Below are 21640 nucleotides of genomic sequence, written 5' to 3' on the forward strand. Positions count from 1 at the left end.
GGTTGATCGGCGGGAAGGCGGATACCTGTGAGCGAGCCGGAAAAGGGCCCCGACGCCCTCATTGAGCAGCGCGGACACACTCTGATCCTGACGCTCAACCGGCCCGAGGCGCGCAACGCGCTCTCGACCGAGATGCTCTCGATAATGGTCGAGGCCTGGGACCGCGTCGACAACGATCCGGAGATCCGGACGTGCATCCTCACCGGCGCCGGCGGCTACTTCTGCGCGGGCATGGACCTCAAGGCCGCGACCAAGGCGCCTCCTGGAGATTCCTTCAAGAGCGGCGCCTACGACCCTTCGCGCATCGACGGCCTGCTCAAGGGCCGCCGGCTGACCAAGCCGCTGATCGCGGCCGTCGAGGGACCCGCCATCGCGGGCGGCACCGAAATCCTGCAGGGCACCGACATCCGCATCGCCGGCGAGAGCGCCAAGTTCGGCATCTCCGAGGCCAAGTGGAGCCTGTACCCGATGGGCGGGTCGGCGGTGCGCCTGCCGCGCCAGATTCCGTACACCATTGCGTGCGACCTGCTGCTGACCGGACGGCACATCACGGCCGCGGAGGCGCTGGAGTACGGGCTGATCGGCTACGTGGTGCCCGACGGCTCGGCGCTCGACAAGGCACTCGAGATCGCCGAGGTGATCAACAAGAACGGTCCGCTCGCCGTTCAGGCCATCCTGCGGTCGATCCATGAGACCGAAGGCCTGCACGAGAACGACGCGTTCAAGATCGACACGAAGATCGGCATCGAGGTCTTCATCAGCGACGACGCGAAGGAAGGCCCGCGGGCGTTCAAGGAGAAGCGGGCGCCCAACTTCCAGATGAAGTAGGCGGCTCCGGGGAGTCGGGGCGCCGCGCACACCGGGTCGCGTCGGCACGCGACTGTGAATCCTTGGCGGCATTTCCGCCCTTTTTCCGCCCAGGTTTCACACTCACGACGGTGTCGGTCGGTGTCGGCACACTTCTGCCATGGAGACGCCGTTCATCGGGGGTGAGGCGCTGACCGGCGGTGTGCTGACCCGCCATCAACTCCGCAGTCGTCACACCGCGCTGTATCCCGGCGTCTACGTACACGCAGATGCGGAGGTCTCGGCACGGCTGCGTGCTGAGGCGGCGTGGCTGTGGTCACGACGCCGCGGAATCCTCGCCGGCCGATCGGCTGCGGCCTTGCACGGCGCCAAATGGCTGGATCCCCGAGCCCCGGCCGAATTGCTCTATGGGAATCGGCACCCGCCCCGAGGCATAAGCACGTGGGCCGATGCCATCGCGGATGACGAGCTGACCACGATCGACGGCATGGTCGTGACGACTCCGGTCCGCACCGCACTCGACCTGGCCCGCCGCAACCCGCTGCAGCGTGCCGTCGCCGAGGTCGACGCGCTGGCGAATGCCACCCATCTCAAAGTCGCCGACGTCGAACTCCTCGCGGAGCGGTACCGAGGCCGCCGCGGCATTCGGGCGGCTCGTCGGGCCCTCGCGCTCGTGGACCCAGGCGCGGAATCGCCGCGGGAGACGTGGCTACGACTCCTGGTCATCCGCAACGGCTTTCCGCCGCCGACCACACAGATCCCCGTTCGTGACCGGTACGGCGTCCTGGTGGCCGTGCTCGACATGGGCTGGGAGGACATCAAGGTCGCGCTCGACTACGAAGGCGCCCACCATAGGGGCCCGATCCGCTTCAACAAGGACATCCACCGCCATGACGCCGTCACGGAACTCGGCTGGACCGACATCCGGGTCACGTCCCAGGACACCGAAGGGGGCATCATTTGTCGGCTACAGGCCGCCTGGGATCGCCGAATGTGAAGATTTGGCGGGAATCTGGCCCGAATCCCGCCACAGTTTCACATTCGGCGGAAACGACTCAGAGCACCCGCGCGGTCGGCGTGAACACCACCGGCATCGCCTCCGGCCCGCTGACGAAGTTGGCCGCCCGCAGCGGCACCTCGGCGCCGTCGGCGAGGCGCAGGTCGGGCAGCCGCTGCAACACCTTGGTGAGCATCAGCCGCAGCTCGAGGCGGGCCAGCTGGTTGCCGAGGCAGAAGTGCGTGCCGAAGCCGAAGGCCAGGTGGCTGTTGGGATTGCGATCGATCCGGAAGTTCTCGGGATCGCCGAACACCTCCTCGTCGAAGTTGGCCGCCTCGAACATCAGCATCAGCTTCTCGCCCTGCTTGAGCTCGGTGCCGTGGAACTCCGTGTCGGCGGTCAGCGTGCGGCACATGTTCTTCACCGGGGCGGTCCAGCGCAGGGTCTCCTCGATCGCGCCAGGCAGCTTCTCCACGTCGGCGCGCAGGCTCTCCCACTGGTCGCGGTGGCGCAGCAGCTGCTCGGTGCCGCCCGACAGCGTGTGCCGGGTGGTCTCGTCGCCACCGATCAGGATCAGCAGCGTCTCCATGACGATCTCGTCGTCGGCCATCATGGAACCTTCGACCTCGGCGTGCACCAGCACCGAGAACAGGTCGTCGGTGGGTTCGGCCCGCCGCTTGGCGATGACGTCCATGGTGAACGCGGTGTAGGCGGCGAAGGTGTCCATCAGCTTCTGCACGGTCAGCTCGTCGACGTGCGAGCTCAGCCCGCACACCAGGTCGTCGGACCACTGCAGCAGCATGTCGCGCTCTTCGGGGAGCACGCCGAGCATGTCGCCGATCACCGCCATCGGCAGCGGCGCGGCGATGTCGCGCACGAAGTCACACTCGCCGCGCTCGCAGACCGCGTCGATCAGGGTGTCGCAGAGCCGCTCGATCGACGGCACCTTGTCCATCACGCGCTTGCGGGTGAAGCCGGAGTTCACCAGCTTGCGCCGCAGCACGTGTGCCGGATCGTCCATGTCGATCATGTAGGGCATGCCCGGCTGGTCGGGGCGGATGCCACCGGTCGACGAGAACAGCTCGGGATTGCGCTCGGCATCGAGCACCGCGGCGTGCGTGGTCGCCGCGGCCAGGCCGTTGCGGTCCCGGAACACCGGCTGGTTGGCCCGCATCCACCGATAGGCCTCGCGGGCGGCGGGCCCGTCGGCGTAGAAGTTGCCGTCGGCGAGGTCGACGTCGGGCTTGGTCGTCGGGAGCGTCTGTGTCATCGGATCTCCTGGGCGTCGCCGAAGGTCATCTCGACGTTGCCAGACGATTGGCTGGCGAACGCCCGTTTCGGCAGACCGAGCGACCGCAGCTCGTCTGCGTAGGGATGGTCACCGAGTCGGAGCCGCGCGCCGCCGAGGCGGACCCGCATCCCGGAGTTCCTCATCTCCCAGGGGATCTCGCGGGTGACGCCGTCGCGGTGGCTGAAGGTGGTGAGCACCTGGGGCTTGGCGGTCAACGCCGAGGGGATCGGCACGCCGCTGCGGAACTCGATGCCCGCGACGAGCTTCCCCTCCTCGCTGACGTCGAAGTCGAAGCCGCCCGTCTCCCGGACGGAAAAGTCGGCCATGATCTTCGGGAAGCCCCAGATGCGTTGTCCCGCTTCGAGGGTGAAGCCCTGGTTGACCGGCAGGTGATGGATGAACGCGGCCGCCGACTGCATCGACGCCAGCCCCTTCAGGGTCTTGCCCGGCGGGCTCACCATCACCGCCGTGCCGAACTCGTGGTACTTCCCGAGGTCGCCGTCGTGGTATCGGACGAGCATCAGCATCACCACCGCGCGGCCCGGCCGCAGCTCGAACACCTTCAGCCCGCTGTAGTCGATCAACCGCTGCGCGGCGGTCGCGTCGACGGAGAACATCGCGACGTGGGTGTCGGCCCTGCGGATACGCACCGGCATGGTCAGCGTGGTGCCCTGGATGATGTACGTGGAGCTCTCCCCCGAGACAGGGGTGGTGTCGGTCACACGTTGAATCTAGAACGTGTTCTAGACAGCTTGCAAGAAGTGTCTACTCAGACCAGGGCGGCGAGATCACGAATCTGCTCGGTCGACCGCGCGCCGATCACCATCATCGTGACGCCGGAGGCCTCCCATGCCTTGATCTGCTCCTCGACGAACGCCAGGTCACCGACGATCGCCGAGTCGTCGACCAGCTCGTCGGGGATCGCCTTGGCGGCCTCGTCCTTGCGGTCGGACCGGAACAGCCGCGTCACATCGTCGACCACCTCGGAGTAACCCATCCGGCGGTAGACGTCGGCGTGGAAGTTGGTGCCCTCGGCGCCCATCCCGCCGACGTAGAGCGCGAGGTGCGGCTTCATCAGCTCCATCACCGCCGGCCGGTCGTCGGTGACCACCACCTGCGCCGTCGCGCAGATCTCGAAGTCCTCGCGGGAGCGTCGCGCGCCCGGCCGGGCGAAACCCTCGTCGAGCCACTCGTTGTACATCCCCGCGATGCGCGGCGAGTAGAAGATCGGCAGCCAGCCGTCGCAGATCTCGGCGGCCAGCGCCACGTTCTTCGGCCCCTCGGCGCCGAGCATCACCGGGATGTCGGCGCGCAGCGGATGGGTGATCGGCTTGAGGTTCTTGCCCAGTCCGGTGGTGCCCTCGCCGGTCAGCGGCAGTGGGTAGTGTGGGCCGTCGCTGTGCACCGGCGCCTCGCGCGCCCACACCTGGCGCAGGATGTCGATGTACTCCCGCGTGCGCGCCAGCGGCTTCGGGAACCGCTGGCCGTACCAGCCCTCCACGACCTGCGGCCCCGAGACGCCGAGGCCGAGGATGTGCCGCCCGCCGGACAGGTGGTCGAGCGTCAGCGCGGCCATCGCACAGGCGGTGGGCGTGCGCGCCGAGAGCTGGATGACCGACGTGCCAAGCCGCATCCGAGTGGTCTCGCGACCCCACCACGCCAACGGGGTGTAGGCGTCCGAGCCCCACGCCTCGGCCGTGAACACGGTGTCGAAACCGGCGTCCTCGGCCGCTGCGACGAGTTCCGCGGCGTTCTCCGGCGGCTGTGCGCCCCAGTAGCCGAGCTGCAGTCCCAGTTTCATCAGTGCCACCCTGTTCTTGAAACCATAGTTAGAACCTGTTCTACTCGATGCCGTGACCGCCAGCCAAAGCAGCCCGGCCCTGATCGACCAGCATGAGAAGCCGCTCTCCGCGCCGCTGAGACTGTCTTTCGACTACACCCGTTCAGTCGGACCACTCCTCGGTCAGTTCTTCACGGCGCTGCGCTCGCGGCGCATCCTCGGCGTGCGCGGCACCGACGGGCGCGTGCTCGTGCCACCCGCCGAATACGACCCGGTCAGCTACGAACAGCTGACGGAGATCGTACCGGTGGGCGAGGTCGGCACGGTGGTGTCGTGGACGTGGCAGCCGCAGCCGCTGGAGGGGCAGCCGCTGGACCGTCCGTTCGCGTGGGCACTCATCACGCTGGACGGCGCCGACACCCCGATGCTGCACGCGGTGGACGCCGGGTCGTCCGACGCCATCAGCGCCGGCACCCGGGTGCGCGTGCACTGGGCCGACGAGCCGGTGGGCGCGATCACCGACATCGCCTACTTCGAGCTGGGCGACGAGGCCGAGCAGCACCCCGACGTCACCGACGACCGCGAACCGGTGACGGTGCAGGTGTCACCCAGCAGCATCGAGATCCAGCACACCGCGTCGCTGCCGGAGAGCACGTTCCTGCGCGCGCTGGAGGAGGGCAAGCTGCTCGGTGCGCGCACCGGCAAGGACGGCAAGCTGTATTTCCCGCCGCGCGAAGCGGATCCGGGCACCGGCCGGCCCACCACCGAGTTCGTCGAGCTGCCGGACAAGGGCACCGTGACGACGTTCGCGATCATCAACATCCCGTTCGCGGGTCAGCGCATCAAGCCGCCGTACGTGGCGGCCTACGTGCTGCTCGACGGCGCGGACATCCCGTTCCTGCACCTGGTCACCGAGATCGAGGCCGCCGATGTGCGGATGGGGATGCGGGTGCAGGCGGTGTGGAAGCCCCGCGAGGAGTGGGGCCTCGGCATCGACAACATCTCGCACTTCCGGCCGACGGGTGAGCCCGACGCCGAGTACGACACCTACAAGCACCACCTCTGAGGGGCGCACACACAATGACTGGCTCGAATGATGTTGCAGTGGTGGGCTTCGCGCACGCCCCGCACGTGCGCCGCACCGACGGCACCACCAACGGCGTCGAGATGCTGATGCCGTGTTTCGCCGAGCTCTACGAAGACCTCGGCCTCAAGCAGACCGACATCGGGTTCTGGTGTTCGGGGTCGTCGGATTACCTTGCCGGCCGGGCGTTCTCGTTCATCTCCGCGATCGACTCGATCGGCGCCGTGCCGCCGATCAACGAGTCCCACGTCGAGATGGACGCGGCCTGGGCGCTCTACGAGGCCTACATCAAGATCCTCACCGGTGAGGTCGACACGGCGCTGGTCTACGGCTTCGGCAAGTCCAGCGCCGGCGTCCTGCGCCGCGTGCTGGCACTGCAGACCGACCCGTACACCGTCGCGCCGCTGTGGCCGGATTCGGTGTCGATGGCCGGCCTGCAGGCCCGCCTCGGGCTCGACGGCGGCAAGTGGACCGCCGAGCAGATGGCTCAGGTGGCACTCGACTCGTTCGCCGTCGCCGAGCGCACCGACCGCGAGCAGCCCGCCGAGAGCGTCGACGAACTGCTCGCGCGGCCGTACTTCGCCGATCCGTTGCGCCGCCACGACATCGCGCCGATCTCCGACGGCGCCGCCGCGATCGTGCTGGCCGCCGGCGACCGCGCCCGCGAGCTGCGCGAGAACCCGGCCTGGATCACCGGATTCGAGCACCGCATCGAGACGCCGATCCTGGGCGCCCGCGACCTGACGACGTCCCCGTCGACCGCGGCGTCGGCGAAGGCCGCCACGGGTGGCGACGCCGGATCGATCGACGTCGCCGAGCTCTACGCGCCGTTCACCCACCAGCACCTGATCCTCAAGGAGGCGATCGGGCTGAACGGCTCGACGAAGATCAACCCGTCCGGTGGCGCGCTGGCCGCCAATCCGATGTTCTCGGCGGGCCTCGAGCGTATCGGCTTCGCGGCGCGGCACATCTTCGACGGATCCGCGCAACGGGTACTCGCCCACGCGACGAGTGGCCCTGCATTGCAACAGAATCTGGTCGCAGTCCTGGAAGGCCGGTAACACGATGGGTAAGCAACTCGCTGCGGTGCTGGGCACCGGCCAGACGAAGTACGTCGCCAAGCGCCAGGACGTGTCGATGAACGGCCTCGTCCGTGAGGCGATCGACAGGGCGCTCGCCGACTCGGGATCGACGTTCGACGACATCGACGCCGTGGTGGTCGGCAAGGCGCCGGACTTCTTCGAGGGCGTGATGATGCCCGAGCTGTTCATGGCCGACGCTGTGGGCGCAACGGGCAAGCCACTGATCCGGGTGCACACCGCCGGTTCGGTGGGCGGGTCCACCGGTGTGGTCGCCGCGTCACTGGTGCAGTCCGGCAAGTACCGGCGCGTGCTGACGATGGCCTGGGAGAAGCAGTCGGAGTCGAATGCCATGTGGGCGTTGAGCATTCCGGTGCCGTTCACCAAGCCCGTCGGCGCCGGTGCCGGCGGCTACTTCGCGCCGCACGTGCGTTCCTACATCCGCCGGTCGGGTGCGCCGACGCACATCGGTGCGATGGTCGCGGTGAAGGACCGGCTCAACGGCGCCAAGAACCCGCTGGCGCACCTGCACCAGCCCGACATCACGCTCGAGAAGGTGATGGCATCGCAGATGCTGTGGGACCCGATCCGGTTCGACGAGACGTGCCCGTCCTCCGACGGCGCCTGCGCGATGGTCATCGGCAACGAGGAGATCGCGGACGCCCGCGTCGCCGAGGGGAATCCGGTGGCGTGGATCCACGCGACCGCGCTGCGCACCGAACCACTCGCCTACTCGGGCCGCGACCAGGTGAACCCGCAGGCCGGCCGGGACGCCGCCAAGGCGCTGTGGAAGGCCGCGGGCATCACCAGCCCGATCGACGAGATCGACGTCGCCGAGGTGTACGTGCCGTTCTCGTGGTTCGAGCCGATGTGGCTGGAGAACCTCGGTTTCGCCCCCGAGGGTGAGGGCTGGAAGCTCACCGAGGCTGGCGAGACCGCGATCGGCGGACGGATCCCGCTCAACCCGTCGGGCGGTGTCCTGTCGTCCAATCCGATCGGCGCCTCGGGCATGATCCGTTTCGCCGAGGCCGCGATCCAGGTGATGGGCAAGGCGGGCGAGCACCAGGTGCAGGGCGCCCGCAAGGCCCTGGGCCATGCCTACGGCGGCGGTTCGCAGTACTACTCGATGTGGGTCGTCAGCATCGACAAGCCGGGCGACAAACCCGCCTGACGCACGCGGGCCAGCGGCGCGGCCGGCAGCGGCTACCTTGGGGCGGACGGCGGACCCGACCCCGAGGAGAAGCTCCGTGAGAGTGCTCAGATTCCTGCTTGTCGCGGCGCTGCTTGCCGCTGTGGCACCGGCCGCGGCGGCGGGCGCCGAACCGGGAACGGTCGCCGCCGCGGTGGACCGCGCGTTCGCCCCGCTGATGGCCGAACACGGGATCCCCGGGATGGCCGTCGCCGTAACCGTCGACGGCCGCAGCCAGTTCTTCAGCTACGGCGTGGCGGCACGGGACACGGGGGCGCCCGTCACGCCGGGCACGCTGTTCGAGATCGGGTCGGTGAGCAAGACCTTCACCGCCACCCTGGCCGGCTACGCGGCCGAGACGGGCGCCCTGTCGCTCGACGACCACCCGGGCCGCTACCTGCCCGCGCTCACCGGCGCCCCCATCGACGGCGCCACGCTGACGAATCTCGGCACCTACACCGCGGGCGGGCTCCCGCTGCAGTTCCCCGAGACCGTCACCGACGCCGCCACGATGACGGAGTACTTCCGGCAGTGGCGCCCGACCGCGCCGCCGGGCCGGATCAGGCAGTACTCGAACGCCAGCATCGGGCTGCTCGGGCACCTCAGCGCGAGGGCGATGGGCCGCGACTTCACCGACGTGATGCAGGCCGACGTCATGCCCGGGCTCGGGTTGCCGCAGAGCTTCGTGCGTGTGCCGCCCCAGGCGCAGAACGCCTACGCCTGGGGGTACGACAAGGCCGACCGACCGGTGCGGGTCAATGCCGGCGTCTTCGACGCCGAGGCCTACGGTGTGAAGTCGACCGCGACGGACATGATCCGGTTCGTCGAGCGCAACATCTCCCCCAACGGCCTTGAGCCCCGGTTGCGCCGGGCCGTCGAGACGACCCACGTCGGCCGTTATCGTGTCGGCCCGATGGTGCAGGGCCTGGGCTGGGAGCAGTATCCCTATCCCGTCGCCCTCGACCAGCTGCTCGCGGGCAACTCCACGTCGATGGCGATGGAGCCCCAGCCGGTGGCGGCCCTGCCCCCTGAGCAGCCCGGCGCGCCGACCTTGTTCAACAAGAGCGGGTCAACCGACGGCTTCGGCGCCTACGCCGCTTTCGTGCCGCAGCGCGGCATCGGCGTCGTCATGCTGGCCAACAAGAACTTCCCGATCGCCGCCCGGGTCACCGCCGCGCACGCGGTATTGGCCGCCCTGGACGGCGAGTGAGCAGTTCAGAAGGCCGCGGACGTGGGTATGCCGCAGGTCACGGGCCAATCATTGTGCGAACGCGGGATAAAACTGTAACGTGTTCTAGTTAGAAGCCCATATCTGGAGGTGCGACGTGGCTACTGATACCGCCGGCGCAGGCGTCCGCGAGATCGACACCGGAGCGCTGCCCGACCGGTACGCCCGAGGCTGGCACTGCCTGGGACCCGTCAAGGACTTCCTGGACGGCGAACCGCACGGTGTCGAGATCTTCGGCACCATGCTCGTGGTGTTCGCCGACTCCAAGGGCGAACTGAAGATCCTCGACGGGTACTGCAGGCACATGGGCGGCAACCTGTCCCAGGGCACCATCAAAGGCGACGAGGTCGCCTGCCCGTTCCACGACTGGCGCTGGGGCGGCGACGGCAAGTGCAAGCTCGTCCCGTACGCCAAGCGCACCCCGCGGCTGGCCCGCACCCGGGCCTGGCACACCGACGTCCGCGGCGGGCTGCTCTTCGTGTGGAACGACCACGAGGGCAACCCACCGCAGCCCGAGGTGCAGATTCCCGAGATCCCGGAGTTCGCCAGCGACGAGTGGACCGACTGGCGGTGGAATTCGATGCTCATCGAGGGCTCCAACTGCCGCGAGATCATCGACAACGTCACCGACATGGCGCACTTCTTCTACATCCACTACGGGTTGCCGACCTACTTCAAGAACGTCTTCGAGGGCCACATCGCGTCGCAGTACCTGCACAACGTGGGCCGCGCGGACATCAACGACATGGGCACCACCTATGGCGAGGCGCACCTGGACAGCGAGGCGTCGTACTTCGGCCCGTCATTCATGATCAACTGGCTGCACAACAACTACGGCGGCTTCAAGGCCGAGTCGATCCTGATCAACTGCCACTACCCCGTCTCGCAGGACTCCTTCGTGCTGCAGTGGGGTGTCATCGTCGAGAAGCCCAAGGGCCTGGACGACAAGACCACCGACAAGCTGGCGCGGACGTTCACCGAGGGCGTCAGCAAGGGCTTCCTGCAGGACGTCGAGATCTGGAAGCACAAGACCCGCATCGACAACCCACTGCTCGTCGAAGAGGACGGCGCCGTCTACCAGATGCGCCGCTGGTACCAGCAGTTCTACGTCGACGTCGCCGACGTCACGCCCGACATGACCGACCGTTTCGAGATCGAGGTCGACACCACGGCCGCCAACGAGAAGTGGCAGGTCGAGGTGGAGGAGAACCTCAGGCGTCAGGAAGCCGAGAAGGAACCCGACGAGGCAAAGGCCGAACAGGCCACGTCATGACGGGCGAGCGCCAGGAGGCACCGGACGTCGACCAGTTGGCCCGGTCGATGCTTCTCCTGCACGGCGCCCATGATGACGAGGACGACGTGCCGGCCGCGCCCAGCCGCGGATCCTGGTCCAAGGCACCGGACTTCGCCGCGGACCCGCGACGGGCCGAGGCGGTGCGGGAGGCCAGCCGTCGCGACCGTGAGCGCTACCTGAGCGCGGGTCTGGTGTCCATCGACTGCCGGTTCTGCCACGTGGCGGTGGACGTGAAGAAGCTCGGCCCGGAACACACCGCCGTGCAGTGGAACTCCGCCGCTTCGCAGCGGTGCGCCTACTTCACCGAGATCCGGGAGTCCGGCGGCCACTCGGCACGCTCACGCAGTTGCCCGAGGTTGGCCGACAGCATCAAACACGCCGTCGCCGAGGGTTGTCTCGAGGAGGTGTCGTCCGCCCCGTCGCCCGGCGACGGCTGAGCTGCGACACTGATCCCATGCTCAGGACCGCGGCGGCAGGTCTGCTGTGTGTCGCGCTCGGCGGCTGCACCCAGGTGGTGGACGACGCCCGTCCCCGCGCCGTGGTGCCCGTCGCTCCCATCACCGCAGGACAGGTCGGCGGCCTGCTGAGCGAGAAGACCGCACCGGAGCACGAATCGAACCTGTTCGTGACCGTCGAACCCGAGAGGTGCGCCGGCCTGGCGCAGGAGGTCGATCCGCCGTTCATCTTCAGCAGGACGCCTGCCGCGCACGACGGCGGTCAGTTCTACGGCGACCCCGCGCGTACCGTCTCGGTTCAGCAGATGGCCGCGGTCTACCGCGCCGACTTCGACACCGCCGCCGCCGTCGAAGAGGTGAGACGCACCATCGACGCCTGCCGGGAGGACGACCTGGCGGTGACCACCATGGAGGGCAAGACGATTCAGTTCCGCCTGCTGCCTGCGCGCGAGTCGGGCTCGGCCCAGATCGTGCTGTGGTCCATCAGCGGCGGGTGGTCCTGCGACAACGCCTTCGTCGCCGCGCACAATGCGGCGGTCGAACTCACCGCGTGCGCGCAGAAGAACGGCTTCGACGTGCTGTCCGTCGCGCGGGACGCGCTGCGACGCATCAACACCCTGGCCGACATGACGGTGTGACCGTCTAGAGCCCGGCGAAGCGCTCCTTGACGATGTCGTCGGTCAGGCCGTAGTCGGCCAGCGAGTAGGTGTGCTTCGGCGCGCGAGGCCCCTTCTTGCTCTCGGCGTGGCTCTGCTCCATCGCACCGCGCGCGGCGTCGGTGTACGGCAGGCCGAAGTGCCGGTAGATGCGCTCCACCTCGGCGACCGGGTCGGCGATGAAGTCGAAGTAGTCCATGTCATAGAACTGTGCCGAGTTTTGTTGCGCCCGAACCGTGTTGAACCTCTCGAGGCCGCGCGACCAGGTCTCGAGCGAATCGGCGCCGATCTGCTCGCCGACGAACCGGTGCGACCAGCCCTCGGTGGTGTGCTGGGCCAGCGAGCACATCGACGCCATCAGCGTCTCCGGCGGTCGGTGGCACTGGATGACGAGCGCATCGGGATACGTGGCGAACAGCGCGTCGAGTGCGAACAGGTGGCTCGGATTCTTGAGCACCCAGCGCTTCTCGGCGTCGTTGAGCCCGATCAGCTGCAGATTGCGCCGGTGCCGTTGGTACGGCTTCGTCCAGTCCTGGCGCGCCAGCCACTGCGAGTACGTCGGGACGTGCGCCAGGGTCTCGTAGGACACCGAGTGCAGCGACTGGCGCAGCAGCTGCCAGCACTCCTCGACCTCGTCGGCGGTCATGTAGTGCAGCCCGGTGTAGTCCGGGTTCTCCTCGTGCGCCTTGGTGAACTGGGCGTCGAGTTGCTGGAAGACGGGGTTGTCCGCCCACGTCTCGCGCGGCGGCCGCGGCTGCGGGAACTCGGCCAGCCACAGCTCGAGACCCTGGTGGCCCGGGTCGGCGGAGAGAAGCCGGTGCAGGGCGGTGGTGCCGGTGCGGGGCAGCCCGGTGACGAAGATCGGTCGTTCGATCGCGACGTCGGCGTGCTCGGGGTACTGCTTCCACGCCGCTTCCGAGACCAGCCGCGCCACAAGGGCGTTGCGCACGAAGAAGCGCTGCATCTTGCTGCCGAACTCGGTGAGGTCGGCGTCGCGCTGGAAGGACTCGAGCAGCACGCCGAGCGCCTCGCGGTAGTTGTCGTCGTCGGAGCCGAAATCGTCGAGGCCGCAGGCCTTGGTGGCCGACGCGTGCAGATCCTCGACAGTGCCGACATTGGTACGGGTGGTGCTCACGCTTTGTACTCTCCGCAGTTGACGTCCAGCGCCTGTCCGGTGATCCCGCTCGACAGGTCGCTGGCCATGAACAGGATCGCCGAGGCGACCTCGTTCTCAGTGGGCAGCCGCTTCAGGTCGGAGGCGGCTGCGGTGGCTTTGTAGATCTCGTCGACGGTGGTGCCGTACTTGCCGGCCTGGTGGGTGAAGTAACTCTCCAGCGTGCCGCCCCAGATGTAGCCGGGCAGCACCGAATTCACCCGGATGCCCTGCTCTCCCAGTTCGGTGGACAGCGACTGGGACATCGCCAGCAGCGCGGACTTGGCCATCTTGTAGGCGCCATACTTGGCCTGGGAGTGCCGTACCACCATCGAGTTCACGTTGACCACGGACCCGTTCGCCTCGGCCAGTGCCGGCGTGAAGCCCTGGATCAGCCGCAGCGCACCGAACACCGTGAGTTCGATCGCATCGCGCATGTGCTCGAAGGTGGTGTTGGCCAACGGCTTCATCGACGGAACGCGGAACGCGTTGTTGATGAGGACGTCGACCCTGCCGTAGGCCTCGAGCGTCTTCTCGACCAGGTTGGCCACCTGGGCGTCGTCGGTGATGTCGGTGCCGACCGAGACCGCACGCCGTCCCAGGTCGGTGATCTGCTTGGCGACGTCGTCCAGCCGTTCCACGGTGCGCGCCGCCAGCACCAGATCGGCGCCGTTCTCGGCGCAACGGCGGGCCAGCGTCGTCCCCAGCGCCGGTCCCACACCGCTGATCACGACCACCTTGCCGTCGAGCAGTCCGGTCATCGGGTCATCCCACCATTCTGTTCTGGATCTGCCGCTGCCGCAGCGCGATACGTTCGCGCCAGTCGTCCTCGGAGATCTTGTTCGACTCATGGAACGGCAGTGCGGAGGCGACCTCGTCGACGTCGACGACCTCCACCGACGGTCCGTCGGCCTCCGTCAGCTCACGCGAGAGGCGCTGCCACCGGAACTGGAGATAGCCCTTGCGGTGCCCGAGGGTTTCGCACCAGTTCGTCACGCCCGGGTTGGCATCGGCGACGACGATGCGGATCTTGCCGTCCGGGTCCGCCTGCGCCTGAGTGCCGTTCAGCGACGTCTGGTGGTTGATGTAGTCCAGCGAGATGTACCACAGGCTACCCAGCTGGAAGCCCAGGTACGGGGCGTCGGACACCGGCAGGGTGATGACCATGGCCTCGTTCGGCGCGAGGTCGAAGCGACCCACCGACGAGTACTGCGTGGCCAGCCCACCGGGCGTCAGCCGCGGCGCGACCATCGTGTTGACCGGCAGGTTGTCGTAGAACCACTGCGGAAACTGCAGCCACGTCTTGACCCGCTGGACGAGTTGCTTGCCCGCAACGGCGTAGCGCTTCTCGATGAGTTCCTTCGTCAGCGGCGGGGGCGCGGTGCCCGCGGTGTCGGTGCGGGCGACGTTGACGTAGCCCCGCTGGGCCGACCAGTCGTTGTAGACCTCACGGATCAGCAACTGTGACGGGCTGTTCGGCGTGACCCGCCATTCGAAGGTGCCGTCCTCGGCGATGTCGAGTTCGCGGTCGTCGAAAGCGGCCTGGCTGGCCGGCACGTTGTCGTCGGTGTAGTCGCCACCGAGCATCTGGAAGCTCAGATCGGTGGTGGTGCCGCGGTTGCCGGTGACGACGTACTCGTGGCCCGGGTGCACCCGGGTGCCGAAGTACAACGTGTCCGGGTTGTCCAGACCCATCTTCGTGAACGGGCCGGTCCCCGACTGCAGGAACGGGTGGTCGCGGTCGTAGTCGAAGGCGAGGTGCGTGCAGGCGGCGATGCCGCCGGCGAGATACTGCAGACCCTCGAGCAGATCGGCTTCGGATTCGATGAACGGCGCTTCGGTGACGAGGCGCTCGGCCTCGGCGATCGCCTCGGCGAAGGGTGCGGAGTACACGCCTTGAAACTAGAACGCGTTCTAGTGCTAGTCAATGGTCGTCGGTCGATCCGTGGTTCATATTTGGAACGACAAGGTACATTTCTGACATGTCGACGGCTCGCACATCGCCACCCACCGAGCGCGTGGTGGCCGTGCTGGACTACCTCGCCGGCCACCCCCAGGGCCGGTTCGGGCTGTCCGACCTGGCGCGGCGCCTGCAGCTGAGCAAGCCCACATGCCTGGGCATCGTCACCACACTGACCGCGGCGGGATACCTGGTGCGCGACGCGCAGGACAAGACCTACCGGCTGGGCCCCGCGCTGATCGCGCTCGGGCACACCGCCCAGGAGTCACTCCGGGTCAACCCCGCCGCGCGCGCCGAGCTGCGCCGGCTCTCGGCGGCCTACTCGGCGACGGCCGCGCTGTCGGCGGTGGTCGAGGACCGCATCACCGTGCTGGACTTGGTGTCGCCACCGGAGGTGAGCGCCCCGGTGCACGTGGGCCAGAGCTATCCGTTCGCGCCGCCCGTCGGGTTGATGTTCGTGCTCTGGGACGACGACGCCGTGCGGACCTGGCTGGACAAGGAGCCGACGGTGCCGCTCCGCACGGACGACGACCGGCTGCAGCGGGTGATCGCCGAGTGCCGGGCAGACGGCTACCTGGTGGAGCGGCAGACCGCGGCCGGGCAGCGGCTCTACGCGCTGACCGCGGGCATCCCGAGCACACTGCCCCACGAGTTGCGCGCGCTGCTCGGCGAGATGGTGTCCGACATCGGCGAGCGGGTGTACCTGCGGAGCGAGTCCGCCGGCGACGGGCGGCAACGCCACGACGTCAGCGTCATCTCCGCCCCCGTCTACGACCACCATCAGCGCCAGGCCATGGTCGTCTCCCTGCACGTCGGCCGGTCGCTGAGCGCCGCCGAGATCGTCAGGCGGGCGCGCCGGCTGATGTCGTCCGCCGACGCACTGACCGTTCAGCTGGGCGGCGAGAAGCCACCCTGGCCTGCGCTCAGCTGACCGCGGCCATCGCGAACGGCAGCACGGCAGGCGCTCCCCCGTCCCGCACCACCCGGGCGGCCATCGTCATCGTCCATCCCGTGTCGGTGAGGTCATCGACCAGCAGCACCGGCCCGCCCACCGTCGACAGGTCCGGCGTCTCCCACGAATCGTTGAGCGCCGCAACGCGATACGCGGAGTTCGCGGCGCTCACCGGGCGACGGTCGGGCCGGTACCGCAAGGTGCCGAGGTTCGCGAGACGGCCCAGCTCGGCCAGCCTGCCGGCCAGCGACCCGATCAGCCGCGGCCGCGCCACCGAGTCCATCGCCAGGACGGCGACGGGGCGTGTCTGCCACTCCCATGCGGCGAGCACGTCGACCGCGGCACGCACGACGTCGTCGCTCACCTCCTCGTCCGGCGCGTCGAGCACCGCGCGCAGCCGGGCGCCCCAGCCGAGATCGGTGAGCCGGCCGATCACCCGCCCCGGCTCCGGCCCGTCGCCGATGCGGCCGGACAGCGGCACGCCGAGCTTGGCCAGACCGGAGGGCCACTGCTTGCGCGGGGTGATCTCCACGCCCGGCCGCAACAGCCGTTGCCGGGTGGCCTGCGCGGTCGCGTCGTCGACGTCGGCGCCGTAGTGACTGCCCGCGCAGTTGTCGCACCGGCCGCAGCGCTCGCCGTCGGTCAGCTCCGGGTCGTCGAGCTGGCGGCGCAGGAACGTCATCCGGCACTCGTCGGTCGACTGGTACTCGAGCATCGCCTGCTGCTCGCGCCGGCGCGCCGCGTCGAGGTTGCGGTACCGCTCCTCGTCGTAGGTCCACGGCGCACCAGTGCCCACCCAGCCGCCCTTGACCCGCCGGACCGCCCCATCGACGTCGAGCACCTTGAGCACCATCTCCAGCCGCGCACGGTTCAGGTCGACGAGCGGTTCGAGCGCAGGCGTCGACTGCGGGCGGTCGGGCTCGAGCGCCCGCAGCACGTCGCGCACCATCGCCTCCGACGGGAACGCCACCGATGCGAAGTAGCGCCACACGTCCTGGTCCTCCCGGCCGGGCAGCAGGATCACCTCTGCCTGCGCCGTCGACCTGCCGGCGCGGCCGACCTGCTGGTAGTAGGCAATCGGCGACGACGGCGCGCCGAGGTGGACGACGAACCCCAGGTCCGGCTTGTCGAAACCCATGCCCAGTGCGGACGTCGCGATCAGCGCCTTGACGTCGTTGGCGAGCAGGTCGGCCTCGAGTTGCTCGCGCTCGGCGGCCTCGGTGGCGCCGGTGTACGCGGCGACCGGGTGGCCGTTCTCCCGCAGCAGCGCCGCCACGTCGTGCGCCTGCGCGACCGTCAGGGTGTAGACGATCCCCGAGCCGGGCAGCGACCCGAGGTGCGCGGCGATCCAGGCGGCCCGCTGGGCGGGGTTGCCGGCGTTCACCACCGACAGCCGCAGCGACTCCCGGTCGAGTCCGCCCCGCAGCACCACCGTGTCGCGGCCGCCCACGCCCAGCTGGCTCGCGACGTCGTCGACCACCCGGTCGTTGGCCGTCGCGGTGGTGGCGAGCACCGGGATGTCGGTGCCGAGGTCGGCGATGAGGGTGCGGATCCGGCGGTAGTCGGGCCGGAAGTCGTGGCCCCAGTCGGACACGCAGTGCGCTTCGTCCACCACGACCAGGCCCGCGTCGTGGGCCAGCGCGGGCAGCACCTGGTCACGGAAGTCGGGGTTGTTCAGCCGTTCCGGGCTGACCAGCAGGACGTCGAGGTCACCGGCGCCGACCCGGGCGTGGATCTCGTCCCAGTCGGTGACATTGCTCGAGTTGATCGTCGCGGCACGAACCCCGGCCCGCTCGGCAGCGGCCACCTGGTTGCGCATCAGCGCCAGCAGCGGCGACACGATGACGGTGGGCCCATGCCCGGCGGCGCGCAACAGTTTCGCGGCGATGAAGTACACCGCCGACTTGCCCCAGCCGGTGCGCTGCACCACCAGCGCCTGCCGCCGGTGCACGACGAGCGCCTCGATGGCCGTCCACTGGTCGTCGCGCAGGGTGGCGTGCGGTCCTGCCAGCTGTTCGAGAAGGGCCTGTGCCTCGGTCCGCGTCGCCATGCCGCCATCGTGCCTGGCCCCGGTGACAGCCGGACGGGCAGCTAGGCGATGACGAGCCAGATGGCGGCGAAGTGGCAGAGCGCCGCGACCGCGGTGAACGCGTGGAACACCTCGTGGTGCCCGAACGTGGTCGGCCACGGATTCGGCCAGCGCATGCCGTAGCAGACGGCGCCGATGTTGTAGAGCACCGCGCCGGCGATCAGCAGTGCGACGACCGTCAGGCCGGCACCGAGCAGCAGCGTCTCGGCGAACCAGATCGCCGCCCAGCCGAACGCAAGGTACAGGCTGACGCCGATCCACCGGGGGCCGGCCGGCCAGGCCATCTTGAACAGCACGCCGGCCGCGGCGCCGGTCCACACGACCATCAGCACCTCGGCCCCGATCGACGGCGGCATGGCCAGCAGTGCGAGCGGTGTGTAGGTGCCTGCGATGAACACGAAGATCACCGAATGGTCGACCCGCATCATCCACTTCTGGGTGACCGGCGAGGTCCACCGCATCCGGTGGTACACCGCACTGACGCTGAACATCGTGATGGTCGCGGCGACGTAGACGAGCGCGGCCCAGCCGGCCTGTGTCGGCCGGTCACCGGTCCACGCGAGCCCGATCAGCGCCGCGCCGCCGAGCACGGCGAGGAACGCGGCGACGACGTGGATCCAGCCGCGGGCACGGGGTGCGAGGAACACATCGCTGACCGGACCGCCGATGGGCTCCGGCATCTGGAGCGTTTCAGTAACAGCAGATCGATCGTTCAGGGCGTCTCCGATGTCGCAGTAAGCCGACTGTGCTCACGGCACGCATCGCAGGTGCGATAGCGATGCAAACCATACCCGCAAACGACTGCGCGTCAGAACGGGACAGGCTCTGATGTCACAATCGAGACATCTCTCATACCACCTCGGCGGCGGCGTCCTGCTCACGCTTGATCTCCAGCGCGATATCGATGAGCTGGTCTTCCTGGCCGCCGATCAGCTTGCGCTGGCCCGCGCGGTGCAGCAACTTGTGCGCGGGCACCCCGTAGCGCTCGGACTGGCGAATGGCGTGCTTGAGGAAACTGGAGTAGACGCCCGAGTAGCCCATGATCAACGCGTTGCGGTCCAACAGACATTCGGCGGGCATCGCAGGCGCGACGACCTCCTCGGCCGCGTCGGCGATGTCGAAGAAGTCGATCCCGGTCTTCACACCGATCTTGTCGAACACCCCGATCAGTGCCTCGACCGGAGCGTTGCCCGCACCGGCGCCGAACCGCCGGCACGAACCGTCGATCTGCTTGGCGCCCGCCCGCACCGCCTCGATCGAGTTGGCCACCCCGAGCCCGAGGTTCTCGTGGCCGTGAAAACCGACCTGGGCGTCCTCACCGAGCTCGGCGACCAGCGCGGCCACCCGGTCGCGCACACCCTCGAGCACCAGCGCCCCGGCCGAGTCGACCACGTAGACGCACTGACATCCCGCGTCGGCCATGATGCGGGCCTGGGCGGCCAGCTTCTCCGGCGGGATGGTGTGGCTCATCATCAGGAACCCGACGGTCTCCAGCCCGAGTTCACGGGCCAGCCCGAAGTGCTGGATCGACACGTCGGCCTCGGTGCAGTGGGTGGCGATGCGGCAGATGGAACCGCCGTTGTTCTGCGCCTCCTTGATGTCCTCCTTGGTGCCCACACCGGGCAGCATCAGGAAGGCGATCTTGGAGTTCTTCGCCGTCTCGGCGGCCAGCTTGATCAGCTGCTGCTCCGGGGTCTTGGAGAACCCGTAGTTGAAGCTCGACCCACCCAGCCCGTCGCCGTGGGTGACCTCGATGACCGGCACCCCCGCCGCGTCCAGCGCGGCGACGATCGCACCGACCTCGTCGGTGGTGAACTGGTGGCGCTTGTGGTGACTGCCGTCCCGCAGGGAGGTGTCGGTCATCCGGATGTCCCACATCGGGTCGAAATAGATCTCGTCGGTACTCATGCCTGCGCTCCAGTCGTGGAAAGGCTTTCCTTGGCGATCTCCTCGCCGACCTTGGTCGCCGCGGCGGTCATGATGTCGAGGTTCCCGGCGTAGGGCGGCAGGTAGTCACCCGCACCCTCCACCTCGATGAACGTCGTCACCACCGCCTGCCCGCCGGAGTTCATCGACGGGTCGTCGAACTGCGGCTCGTTGAGCAGCCGGTAGCCCGGCACGTAGGTCTGCACCTCGGCCACCACGTCGCGGATCGACTGGGCAATCGCGTCACGGTCGGCGTCCTCGGGGATGGCGCAGAAGATGGTGTCGCGCATGATCATCGGCGGATCGGCCGGGTTGAGGATGATGATCGCCTTGCCCCGCCTGGCGCCGCCGATGTTCTGCACCCCGGCGCTGGTGGTCTTGGTGAACTCGTCGATGTTGGCGCGCGTCCCCGGCCCGGCCGACGCCGAGGACACCGACGCCACGATCTCGCCGTAGGGCACATCCACCACGCGTGACACCGCATGCACGATCGGGATGGTGGCCTGCCCGCCGCAGGTCACCATGTTGACGTTCGGCGCATCCAGGTGCTCGCGCAGATTCGCCGGCGGGATCACCCCCGGCCCGACCGCGGCCGGTGTCAGGTCGATCGCGCGGATGCCCGCCTCGGCGTACTTCGGGGCCGCGTCGCGGTGCACATAGGCGCTGGTGGCCTCGAACACCATGTCCGGCTTCTCATCCCGCGCCAGCAGCCAGTCCACCCCCTCATGGGTGGTCTCCAGACCCAACTTGCGCGCCCGCGCCAGACCCTCGGACTCCGGGTCGATCCCGACCATCCACCGTGGCTCCAGCACATCCGACCGCAGCAGCTTGTACAACAGGTCGGTGCTGATGTTGCCCGACCCCACGATCGCGACTTGCAGCTTCTGCGGCATTGCTTCTCCCCTGGCTTATTCGAAACTCAGCTTGACTGAACCTAACCCGGCGAAGTCCGCCACGAAATGGCTGCCGGGTGGTGCATCTATCGCACGTGTGCACGAGCCCGGCAGCACGATGTCGCCGGCCTTCAACCGGACCCCGAAGCTCTCCACCTTGCGAGCCAGCCACGCCACCGCGGTGACCGGGTTGCCCAGCACCGCGTCACTGCGCCCCTCGGCCGCGATCTCGCCGTTGTTGGTCAGCACCGCGTCGATGGCCTTGATGTCGATGTCCTTCGGCGACACCCTCGCCTCGCCGAGCACCCACCCCGCCGAGGACGCGTTGTCGGCGATGGTGTCGCACAACTTGATCTTCCAGTCCCTGATGCGGGTGTCGATGAGCTCGATCGCCGGCGCGAACGCAGCCGTCGCGGCGAGCACGTCCTCCTCGGTGCAGTTCGCCCCGGGCAGGTCGTCGGCGAGGATGAAGCCGACCTCGACCTCGACCCGCGGGTAGAGGTAGTTCGCGCTGCGGACCGGACGATCTTCGTACACCTGCATCTCGTCGAGCAGGTGGCCGTAGTCGGGTTCGTCGACGCCCATCATCTTCTGCATCGCCTCGGACGACAGGCCCACTTTGTGGCCGATCACGCGGGCGCCCTCCGCGACGCGCTGGCGAATGTTGATCAGCTGGATTTCGTAGGCGTCGACCACGTCGATGTCGGATTCCCTGGAGGTCAGCGGCGCGATCGGAACTCGGCTGCGTTCGGCCTGCGCCAGGTCGGCGGCCAGCCAGTCACGCACCTCTTCAGAGAGCATCTACGT

Annotated in this window: 21 protein-coding genes; 10 read left to right on the top strand and 11 right to left on the bottom strand. The window is 68.5% G+C overall.

Annotated features, from left to right (window positions below; all coding sequences use genetic code 11):
• Positions 1–27 precede the first annotated feature (27 nt).
• Entirely contained in the window at positions 28–828 is an 801-nt protein-coding gene (locus O6P37_RS04505; RefSeq protein ID WP_269892906.1) for a crotonase/enoyl-CoA hydratase family protein, read from the top strand.
• Between the two features lie 139 nt (positions 829–967).
• Positions 968–1804, top strand: coding sequence for a hypothetical protein (locus O6P37_RS04510; protein WP_269892907.1), 837 nt, complete (start codon positions 968–970; stop codon positions 1802–1804).
• 58 nt (positions 1805–1862) lie between these two features.
• Here the strand turns inward: O6P37_RS04510 and O6P37_RS04515 are convergent, their stop codons facing one another.
• From O6P37_RS04515 to O6P37_RS04525, 3 genes are all read right to left on the bottom strand, one after another.
• On the bottom strand, positions 1863–3074 hold the full coding sequence (locus O6P37_RS04515; protein ID WP_269892908.1) for a cytochrome P450: 1212 nt from the start codon (positions 3072–3074) through the stop codon (positions 1863–1865).
• Positions 3071–3751 carry an acetoacetate decarboxylase family protein gene (locus O6P37_RS04520; RefSeq protein ID WP_269893171.1) on the bottom strand — a complete coding sequence of 227 codons (681 nt, stop codon included), beginning with the start codon at positions 3749–3751 and terminating at the stop codon, positions 3071–3073. The genes O6P37_RS04515 and O6P37_RS04520 overlap by 4 nt, the downstream gene beginning before the upstream one ends.
• A gap of 113 nt (positions 3752–3864) precedes the next feature.
• Positions 3865–4896, bottom strand: coding sequence for an LLM class F420-dependent oxidoreductase (locus O6P37_RS04525; RefSeq protein ID WP_269892909.1), 1032 nt, complete (start codon positions 4894–4896; stop codon positions 3865–3867).
• Between the two features lie 52 nt (positions 4897–4948).
• Between O6P37_RS04525 and O6P37_RS04530 the strand changes: the two genes are divergently transcribed.
• The 7 genes from O6P37_RS04530 to O6P37_RS04560 all read left to right on the top strand — a co-directional run bounded on the left by O6P37_RS04530 (position 4949) and on the right by O6P37_RS04560 (position 11842).
• Positions 4949–5941 (top strand): Zn-ribbon domain-containing OB-fold protein, encoded by a 993-nt coding sequence (locus tag O6P37_RS04530; RefSeq protein WP_269892910.1) that lies wholly within the window; start codon positions 4949–4951, stop codon positions 5939–5941.
• A gap of 14 nt (positions 5942–5955) precedes the next feature.
• Positions 5956–7020: a thiolase domain-containing protein gene (locus O6P37_RS04535; RefSeq protein ID WP_269892911.1), complete on the top strand. Its 1065-nt coding sequence runs from the start codon at positions 5956–5958 to the stop codon at positions 7018–7020.
• 4 nt (positions 7021–7024) lie between these two features.
• Positions 7025–8209, top strand: coding sequence for a thiolase domain-containing protein (locus O6P37_RS04540; protein WP_269892912.1), 1185 nt, complete (start codon positions 7025–7027; stop codon positions 8207–8209).
• Positions 8210–8285: 76 nt separating this feature from the next.
• Positions 8286–9437, top strand: a complete 1152-nt coding sequence (ampC, locus tag O6P37_RS04545; RefSeq protein WP_408633100.1) for a class C beta-lactamase — start codon at positions 8286–8288, stop codon at positions 9435–9437.
• Between the two features lie 115 nt (positions 9438–9552).
• Complete coding sequence (locus O6P37_RS04550; protein ID WP_269892914.1) at positions 9553–10728, top strand: Rieske 2Fe-2S domain-containing protein; 1176 nt, start codon at positions 9553–9555, stop codon at positions 10726–10728.
• A complete protein-coding gene (locus O6P37_RS04555; RefSeq protein WP_269892915.1) occupies positions 10725–11186 on the top strand; it encodes a hypothetical protein in 462 nt (153 codons plus the stop codon). Before O6P37_RS04550 ends, O6P37_RS04555 begins: the two co-directional genes overlap by 4 nt.
• Positions 11187–11203: 17 nt before the next feature.
• The gene (locus O6P37_RS04560) at positions 11204–11842 is read left to right on the top strand and encodes a sensor domain-containing protein (protein ID WP_269892916.1); all 639 of its coding nucleotides are present in this window, start codon (positions 11204–11206) and stop codon (positions 11840–11842) included.
• Positions 11843–11846: 4 nt separating this feature from the next.
• Here O6P37_RS04560 and O6P37_RS04565 read toward each other — a convergent pair whose 3' ends face one another.
• From O6P37_RS04565 to O6P37_RS04575, 3 genes are read right to left on the bottom strand one after another with little or no spacing between them, the layout of a single operon-like run.
• Complete coding sequence (locus O6P37_RS04565) at positions 11847–12995, bottom strand: sulfotransferase family protein (RefSeq protein ID WP_269892917.1); 1149 nt, start codon at positions 12993–12995, stop codon at positions 11847–11849.
• Positions 12992–13774 carry an SDR family oxidoreductase gene (locus O6P37_RS04570; RefSeq protein WP_269892918.1) on the bottom strand — a complete coding sequence of 261 codons (783 nt, stop codon included), beginning with the start codon at positions 13772–13774 and terminating at the stop codon, positions 12992–12994. Before O6P37_RS04570 ends, O6P37_RS04565 begins: the two co-directional genes overlap by 4 nt.
• A 4-nt stretch (positions 13775–13778) precedes the next feature.
• Complete coding sequence (locus tag O6P37_RS04575; RefSeq protein ID WP_269892919.1) at positions 13779–14906, bottom strand: hypothetical protein; 1128 nt, start codon at positions 14904–14906, stop codon at positions 13779–13781.
• Positions 14907–14995: 89 nt separating this feature from the next.
• Here O6P37_RS04575 and O6P37_RS04580 point away from each other — a divergent pair, with 89 nt between their 5' ends.
• A complete protein-coding gene (locus O6P37_RS04580; protein ID WP_269892920.1) occupies positions 14996–15904 on the top strand; it encodes an IclR family transcriptional regulator in 909 nt (302 codons plus the stop codon).
• Here O6P37_RS04580 and O6P37_RS04585 read toward each other — a convergent pair.
• The 5 genes from O6P37_RS04585 to O6P37_RS04605 form a co-directional block, all read right to left on the bottom strand.
• Positions 15897–17975, bottom strand: coding sequence for a RecQ family ATP-dependent DNA helicase (locus O6P37_RS04585; RefSeq protein ID WP_269892921.1), 2079 nt, complete (start codon positions 17973–17975; stop codon positions 15897–15899). The two genes, O6P37_RS04580 and O6P37_RS04585, sit on opposite strands and share 8 nt — an antisense overlap.
• A gap of 41 nt (positions 17976–18016) precedes the next feature.
• Positions 18017–18694 carry a PAQR family membrane homeostasis protein TrhA gene (trhA, locus tag O6P37_RS04590; protein ID WP_269892922.1) on the bottom strand — a complete coding sequence of 226 codons (678 nt, stop codon included), beginning with the start codon at positions 18692–18694 and terminating at the stop codon, positions 18017–18019.
• A 169-nt stretch (positions 18695–18863) separates the two neighbouring features.
• The gene (gene dmpG, locus O6P37_RS04595) at positions 18864–19922 is read right to left on the bottom strand and encodes a 4-hydroxy-2-oxovalerate aldolase (RefSeq protein WP_269892923.1); all 1059 of its coding nucleotides are present in this window, start codon (positions 19920–19922) and stop codon (positions 18864–18866) included.
• Positions 19919–20833, bottom strand: coding sequence for an acetaldehyde dehydrogenase (acetylating) (locus O6P37_RS04600; RefSeq protein WP_269892924.1), 915 nt, complete (start codon positions 20831–20833; stop codon positions 19919–19921). The genes dmpG and O6P37_RS04600 overlap by 4 nt, the downstream gene beginning before the upstream one ends.
• A gap of 15 nt (positions 20834–20848) precedes the next feature.
• Positions 20849–21634, bottom strand: a complete 786-nt coding sequence (locus tag O6P37_RS04605; protein ID WP_269892925.1) for a 2-keto-4-pentenoate hydratase — start codon at positions 21632–21634, stop codon at positions 20849–20851.
• Between the last annotated feature and the right edge of the window lie 6 nt (positions 21635–21640).

Source organism: Mycobacterium hippophais, assembly GCF_027529605.1.
Lineage (GTDB): Bacteria > Actinomycetota > Actinomycetes > Mycobacteriales > Mycobacteriaceae > Mycobacterium > Mycobacterium arseniciresistens.